Below are 7,496 nucleotides of genomic sequence, written 5' to 3' on the forward strand. Positions count from 1 at the left end.
ACCGAGTCGGGACTGCGGCTCGACCCCGGGTGCCTGGCTCCCCCCCACGTTGACGAACCTAACCCCTCGTCAGCCGCACCGTGCACGGAATGAACCGTGCTGGCGGACTATCTTCCCGGGCGTAACCCGAAGCGGCGCACGCCGCTACCCGCCATCGCCCGCATCGCGGCGATGGCGATCTTGCCCTGCCGCTTCGACGACGAGTACCACATCAGTTCGGATTTCTGGGTGGGGATCCTGGGGGCGGTGATGGCCTGCTGGCGACAGAACTTGATCAGGCCGCTGGCCCCGCCGGAGCGGTAGCCGATGCCGGAGTCCTTCCAGCCACCCATCGGCAGCGACGGGCAGAACACGTTGGTCAGCGCGTCGTTGATGTTGACCGCGCCGCACTCCAGCCGGCGGGCCACCCGCTCGCCGCGCTCGACGTCACCGGTCCACACGCTCGCCGACAGCCCGTACTGGGAATCGTTGGCCAGCCGGATCGCCTCGTCCTCGTCGGCGACCTTGACCACCGGCAGGGTCGGCCCGAAGGTCTCTTCGGCGATGCACGACATGCTCGAGGTGACGTCGGCCAGCACGGTGGGCTGGAAGAACGTGCCGACGCCGGTCGGTTTGCCGCCGGCGAGCACCCGCGCGCCCGCCGCGACCGCCTCTTGCACGTGCCGGTCGACGATGTCGCGCTGGGCGGCGGTCGCCATCGCGCCGGTGTCGTACTTCGCCCCCGCGCTCTCCTGGCCCTGCTTGATCGACCGGACGTTGGCGGTCAGCTTGGCGACGAACTCGTCATAGACCGGGGCCTCGACGTAGACCCGCTCCACCGAGATGCACACCTGGCCGGAGTTGAACATCCCGCCCCAGGCGATGCCATTGGCGGCGCGGTCGATGTCGGCGTCGGCCAGCACGATCGCGGGGTCTTTACCGCCGAGTTCCAGGCTGAACGGGATCAGCCGCTCGGCACAGGCCACGGCCACCTTGCGGCCGGTGGCGGTGGAGCCGGTGAAGTGGACGTAGTCGGAGTTGGCGATCACCGCCGCACCGGTCTCGCCGTAGCCGGTGGCCAGGCCGAGCACCGGCGGCGCACCGACCTCGGTCCAGCCGCGGACGAACTCGACCGCCGAAAGTGGCGTCACCTCAGAGGGTTTCAGCAGAACCGCGGCGCCGGCCGCCAGCGCCGGCACCACGTCCAGGGCGAGCATCGCCAGCGGGAAATTCCACGGTTCGATCATCCCGACCAGCGGGTAGGGCCGGTAGACCGTCGTGAGCTTCTTGACCTTGAACAGCAGGCTGTGTGGCTTCGGGTGGCGGTCGGCGAGGAACTCCTCGGCGTTGCCCGACCAGTACTTGATGGCGTCGGCCAGCGCCACCGGCTCGAGCATGGCGTCCCCGCGCGACTTGCCGGTCTCCGACATGAGCACCTCGGTCAGGTGGTCGGTGTGGTCCAGAATCCAGTCCCGCCACTTGAGCATCCAGTGCTTTCGGCCGCGCGGGCCCATCGACTCCCACTCGGACTGGTAGAGCCGCAATTCGCGAGCCTTGGCGGCCACCTCGTCGGCGCCGTACACCGGCACGGTGCCGGAGACTCGTCCGTCGGCGGGGTTGCGCACGGTGATGGTGGCCTGATCGGCCCTGGGCTCGACCGCGGTCATGGCCGCTCCTCTCGCTGGTGGCATTTGTCTGTGAGCGTAGCCGCCGCCTCGCGCCTAGAACAGGCCAACCGGTTGGTTGCCCGGCTCTGCCGGTTCGATGAGTTCCGGGCCGTTGTTGCGGACGCTGTTGACCAGGGTGGACACCTCGCGGATCTCGATACCGTCGATCTCCGGCGCCCGGGTCAGCAGGTCGGTGTCGGCCGGCGCATCGGGATTCAGCCAGAGGTCCCAGTCCCGCTCGGCCACCACCAGCGGCATCCGGTCGTGGATCTCGGCGAGCTCCCCGACCGCGTCGGTGGTGATGATGGTGCAGCTCAGCAGCGGTGAACCGTCCTTGTCCGGGCGCCACACCGACCACAGTCCGGCCATGAACAACGGCTCGCCATCGGCGCGGTGCATGAAATACGGCGTCTTGCGCGCCTTCTTGCCCGCCGGACTGTCCGGGTCGGGCTTCCACTCGTAGTAGCCATCCATCGGCACCAGGCAACGCTTGCTCTTGGCCGAGGAGCGAAACGCCGGCGAGGTGGTGATCTTCTCGGCGCGGGCATTGATCAGCAGCGGGCCCTTGTTCTCCGGGCTGCCGTCGGCGGCCGCCTTGACCCACGGCGGGACCAGCCCCCAGCGCATCAGCCGAAGCCGCCGGGTCGGCGTGTCGTCGGGATGGTCATGGCGGCTGACGACGGTGGCGACGCTCGACGTCGGGGCGACGTTGTAGTTCGGACCGCCGGCCTTCGAAGCCGTCTCGGTGGCCGCCGTCATCTCGTCGATGGCGTGGATCTTCTCGGCCAGCAGGGCCGGGTCGGTGGTAACCGCGAATCGTCCGCACATGCCTCCATGGTGGCGCACCGGCCCGACAGGGCAGGATGTATAGCCGTGAGCGAACTGTGGACGGCACCGTCGGCCCCGGCACCAGTGCACGCCACCGTGGCGATCCCCGGTTCGAAGTCGCAGACCAACCGCACCCTGGTGCTCGCCGCGGTAGCCGCCGCACAGGGCAGTGGCCGATCGACCATCAGCGGCGCCCTGCGCAGCCGGGACACCGATTTGATGATCGGCGCGCTGCAGGCACTGGGCATCGAGATCGCAGGCGCCGGTTCGGAGCTGGAGGTCGGCGGATCGCTGGCCCCGGCGGCCGCCACCCGCATCGACTGCGGGCTGGCCGGCACGGTGCTGCGATTCGTCCCGCCGCTGGCCGCGCTGAGTACCGAGGTGGTCGAGTTCGACGGTGACGAGCAGGCCAGGACGCGCCCGATTGCCCCGCTTCTCGAAGCGCTGCGTGGGCTGGGTGTGGATATCGACGGCAGCGGGTTGCCGTTCTCGGTGCGCGGTCGCGGCTCCGTCGAGGGCGGTGTGGTTCGCATCGACGCCTCGGCCTCCTCCCAGTTCGTCTCGGGACTGTTGTTGTCCGGCGCGGCATTCCGCCAGGGACTGACCGTCGTGCACACCGGCGCATCGGTGCCCTCCGCCCCGCACATCGCGATGACGGCGGTGATGCTGGGCGAAGCCGGCGTGCCGGTCGACGACACCGTGCCCAACCAGTGGCGGGTACGGCCCGGGCCGGTGTCGGCCCGGCACTGGGTGGTCGAGCCGGATCTGTCCAACGCGGTGCCGTTCTTGGCCGCCGCGGTGGTGACCGGGGGCACGGTGGGCATCGGCGGCTGGCCGACATCGAGCGTGCAGCCGATCGAGACCGTGGTCGGCATCTTCAAACTGCTTGGATCGACTGTGCGACAGTCTGATTCACTTCTCGAAGTGACCGGCGCCGCCGGCGGCTATCCAGGTTTCGACGTCGATCTGCATGACGTGGGCGAGTTGGCGCCGTCGGTGGCGGCGCTGGCCGCACTGGCCACCCCCGGTTCGGTATCGCGGCTCAGCGGCATCGCACACCTGCGCGGCCACGAAACCGATCGGCTCGCAGCGCTGAGCGCCGAGATCAACGCCCTCGGGGGCGACTGCCGCGAGACCGACGACGGGCTGGTCATCACCGCACAGCCCCTGCACGCCGGAACCTGGCATTCCTACGCCGACCACCGGATGGCGACCGCGGGCGCCATTGTCGGCCTGCGGGTTCCCGGGGTGACGGTCGAGGACATCGCCACCACCGCCAAGACGCTGCCGGACTTTCCGCGGCTGTGGATCGAGATGGTGGGCCGCGGTTGAGCCGACGCGAGTACGACGAGTCCGACGTCAAGATCCGGTCGGGCCGTGGTTCGCGTCCGCGTACCAAGACTCGTCCCGGGCACACCGATGCCGAATCGGCGATGGTCGTCACCGTCGACCGCGGCCGGTGGGGATGCGTCCTCGGCGGTGACCCACAACGGCACGTGACGGCGATGCGCGCCCGCGAACTGGGCCGCACCCCGATCGTTGTCGGGGACTGGGTCGACATCGTCGGCGACCTTTCCGGCCGGCCCGACACGCTGGCCCGCATCGTGCGCCGCCGCGAGCGGCGAACGGTGTTGCGGCGCACCGCCGACGACACCGATCCGACGGAACGGGTGATCGTCGCCAACGCCGATCAACTGTTGATGGTGGTCGCGCTGGCCGACCCGCCGCCGCGCACCGGGCTGGTCGACCGGGCACTGATCGCGGCCTATGCCGGCGGCATCCGGCCGATCCTGTGCCTGACCAAGACCGATCTCGCCGCGCCCGAGCCGTTCGCCGAACAGTTCGCCGACCTGGATCTGACCGTGATCACCGCCGGCCGCGACGACATGGTCGACGAGGTGCGTCGGCTACTCACCGGACAGGTCACCGTACTTCTCGGCCATTCCGGCGTCGGGAAGTCGACGCTGGTGAATCGCCTTGTCCCGGAGGCATTCCGGGCCGTCGGCGAGGTGTCGGGCGTCGGCAAGGGTAAGCACACGTCGACCCAGTCGGTGGCGTTGCCGCTACCCGGCGGCGGCTGGGCGATCGACACCCCGGGCATCCGCTCGTTCGGGCTGGCGCACATCGAGCCCGACGATGTGCTGCGAGCGTTCTCCGATCTTGCCGACGTCGTCGACGACTGTCCCCGCGGATGTGGCCACAGGGGGCCGCCCGCCGACCCCGAATGCGCGCTCGACACGCTGACCGGGCCGCCCGCCCGTCGCGTCCGCGCGGCCCGGCGGCTGCTGTCCGCGTTGTCGGAAACCGCCGCGTACTGATAATTGTTTGCATCGCCAATCGAGAGGGCACGCCGCACACATGACCGCAGAATCCCAGGTTCCCAGCCTCACCCTGAACGACGGCAACCGAATCCCCCAGCTCGGCTTCGGTGTCTTCCAGATCCCGCCCGACGAGACCGCCGCGGCGGTGCGCACGGCGCTGGAGATCGGCTACCGCCACATCGACACCGCCGAGATGTACCAAAACGAGCAGGGTGTCGGGCAGGGCATTCGCGATTCCGGGATCGATCGCGGCGAGGTATACGTCACCAGCAAGCTGAACAACGGCTTCCACCGGCCCGACGACGCGCGGCGGGCCTTCGAGGCGACCATCGAGGCCCTCGGCTTCGACTACGTGGACCTGTTCTTGATCCACTGGCCGCTGCCGACCCTCTACGACGGTGACTTCATCTCGACGTGGAAGACGTTGGAGGAGTTCAAGTCCGACGGCCGCGCCCGCAGCATCGGGGTGTCGAACTTCCAGATCCACCACCTCGAGGAGCTGGCCCGCGACACCGAGACGGTGCCCGCCGTCAATCAGATCGAAGTGCATCCGTATTTCACCAACGACACGGTGCGCGCCTACGGCATCGACCACACCATCCTGACCGAGGCGTGGTCGCCGATCGCCCAGGGCGCGGTGCTCGACGACCCCGTGGTCGGCCAGATCGCGCAGAAGGTCGGCAAGAGCCCGGCCCAGGTGGTGTTGCGCTGGCACATCGAACGCGGTGACATCGTGTTCCCGAAATCGGTCACGACCGACCGCATCAAGGAAAACTTCGAGATCTTCGACTTCGAACTCGGCGACGACGAGATCGACGCGCTGACCGAACTCGACAAGGGCGAGGGCGGGCGCCGCGGCCCGAACCCGGACACCTTCGACTACATCCCGAAGTAGACCCCGACAACGGACCCTGGGCCGCCTTGCTCTAGGAGCCTGCTGAATTAGGGCGTTTGGGGCGGGGTGCCTCAGAGCGCTCTGTGGCGCGTGTGTTCCCTCAGACCTGAGGGCCGACAATTCGAGGGTCACCCCGCCGTGTCGAGCGTGGCATCTGTGCTGTGTGACGGCAAGACCTGGTGGTCTGTGCTAGGCGATGGCCCAGGTGGTGCCGGTGTGGGTCAGGCCCATCGTGATGAGGCGTCGCAGGTTCAGCGCGGCACTGCGATGGTGGAGCCAGTAGCCGTTCTTCGCGATTCCGCGGTAGCGGAGTTTGCGGTTTCCTCGGGTGAGCCAGGCGATCGAGCGTTCCACCATGGGGCGGTGTTGGCGGTACTCGTCCTGCCACTCGGGTGTGCGGGCGACTGCTCGGGCTGCGCGTAGACGCTGTTCGTGTTCACCGATGGTGAGCTGGCGTCCACGCTTGGCAGTGGTGCATTGCGTTGTCAAAGGGCATGAACGACAGTGCCTCTCGAACTTCACCCCACCCCTGGGTGCGATACCGGCGGTGTGGCCGGCCGGGCAGGTCACGGTGCGGGCATCGAAGTCGATGCTGAAATCGTCGCTGGTGAATCCACCGGGCACCGGCGCGCGCAGCGGCGTCGGTTTGATCACGGCGATGTGCTTGCGTTCGGCCAGTGCGGCGCGGGCGTCGCCGGTGCCGTAGGCCGAATCCCCGAGCACCCGCACTGGAGCGGGTTCGTCGTCGAGCAGGGCCAACCCGACCACGGCTTCGTGGTTGTCGGGGCCGTTGGCCTTGGTCAGGGCGCAGTCGGTGATGATGCCGGTGTCGGGTTCGACCGCGATATGGGCTTTGAAGCCGTCCTGGCGGCGGTGCACCGTCTTGTGAGCGTGGCGGGTGTCAGGATCGACAGTGGAGATGATCCGGTCCGGGGCGACCTGCTGGGCGATGCGCCACTGCCCGTCGGTGCCATCAGAGCCCTCGACGGGTTCGACGTCCTGGCCAGTGATCAGCGCCAACAATGCCACCGCTTCGGCGGCGCGGGGCCCGAGATCCTGCTCGGGGAGGTGACCGAGCAGTCGGTGCGCGTCGCTGACCAGGGCATCAACGAGCTGGTCACGGGCTGACTTGTCGTTCCAGGCGATCGCGGGTTTGCCCGGGTCGTCGTAGTCATGCGCAGTGCACTGGGCCTCGATGACCTGCGCGGCGTCGGGTACGTCGCGGCGGACCCGGCGGATCGCGGCAATCAGCTGCGTGACGGTGTCCTGGGTGGCGACCGCGTCGTCCAGGACGGTGGAATCCAGCGCCCGCCGTGTCTTCTTGGCCAAAACTCCGGTCTCGGTGACGACGGCTTTGACCGCCTCGAAGATCCGGTTCGGGCGCTCTGAGGCCGCCAACCGGCGCCGCCAGTAGGTCAACGTGGTGGAGTGAAACGCCGTCGCGGTGATCGGCATCCCGCAGGCCGCCTTCCACCGCAGATCGAAGGTGACCGCCTCGACGGTCTCGTTATCCGACAGGCCGTGTAGCGCCTGCAAGGTGATCACCGAGGCCATCACCTCGGCTGGAACACTCGGTCGGCCCCGTCGTGACGGAAACAGATCGACGAACATCTCCTCGGGAAACAACTGCGAACGATGCGCCGCCAAGAAAGCAAACATGCTGTCGGACTTCAACAAATGCCCGGCAACCGACTCCGCATCCAACAACTCACGCTGATCATCCGAGCGACCTTGCACCCACCAATTGTCCCCAAAACCCCAGCACAACCGGCCCCGCCACGCGGGATTAATTCAGCAGGCTCCTAG

6 protein-coding genes are annotated in these 7,496 nt (G+C 68.3%); 3 read left to right on the forward strand and 3 right to left on the reverse strand.

What is annotated here, in order from left to right:
* Positions 1 to 107 precede the first annotated feature (107 nt).
* On the reverse strand, positions 108 to 1,646 hold the full coding sequence (locus ACXDF8_RS18260; RefSeq protein ID WP_457224681.1) for an aldehyde dehydrogenase family protein: 1,539 nt from the start codon (positions 1,644 to 1,646) through the stop codon (positions 108 to 110).
* A gap of 54 nt (positions 1,647 to 1,700) precedes the next feature.
* On the reverse strand, positions 1,701 to 2,474 hold the full coding sequence (locus tag ACXDF8_RS18265) for an SOS response-associated peptidase (protein ID WP_457224682.1): 774 nt from the start codon (positions 2,472 to 2,474) through the stop codon (positions 1,701 to 1,703).
* A gap of 45 nt (positions 2,475 to 2,519) precedes the next feature.
* On the opposite strand from ACXDF8_RS18265, the gene aroA reads away from it, so the two are divergent.
* Genes aroA through ACXDF8_RS18280 form a run of 3 tightly spaced genes read left to right on the forward strand, consistent with a single transcriptional unit; the run spans position 2,520 to position 5,690 of the window.
* A complete protein-coding gene (gene aroA, locus ACXDF8_RS18270; protein ID WP_457224683.1) occupies positions 2,520 to 3,806 on the forward strand; it encodes a 3-phosphoshikimate 1-carboxyvinyltransferase in 1,287 nt (428 codons plus the stop codon).
* Positions 3,803 to 4,792 (forward strand): ribosome small subunit-dependent GTPase A, encoded by a 990-nt coding sequence (gene rsgA, locus ACXDF8_RS18275; RefSeq protein ID WP_457224684.1) that lies wholly within the window; start codon positions 3,803 to 3,805, stop codon positions 4,790 to 4,792. Before aroA ends, rsgA begins: the two co-directional genes overlap by 4 nt.
* A gap of 40 nt (positions 4,793 to 4,832) precedes the next feature.
* On the forward strand, positions 4,833 to 5,690 hold the full coding sequence (locus tag ACXDF8_RS18280; RefSeq protein WP_457224685.1) for an aldo/keto reductase: 858 nt from the start codon (positions 4,833 to 4,835) through the stop codon (positions 5,688 to 5,690).
* Positions 5,691 to 5,879: 189 nt separating this feature from the next.
* Here the strand turns inward: ACXDF8_RS18280 and ACXDF8_RS18285 are convergent, their stop codons facing one another.
* Positions 5,880 to 7,427 carry an IS1182 family transposase gene (locus ACXDF8_RS18285; RefSeq protein WP_457222064.1) on the reverse strand — a complete coding sequence of 516 codons (1,548 nt, stop codon included), beginning with the start codon at positions 7,425 to 7,427 and terminating at the stop codon, positions 5,880 to 5,882.
* Positions 7,428 to 7,496: the final 69 nt, after the last annotated feature.

This window comes from Mycolicibacterium sp. CBM1 (assembly GCF_054073305.1).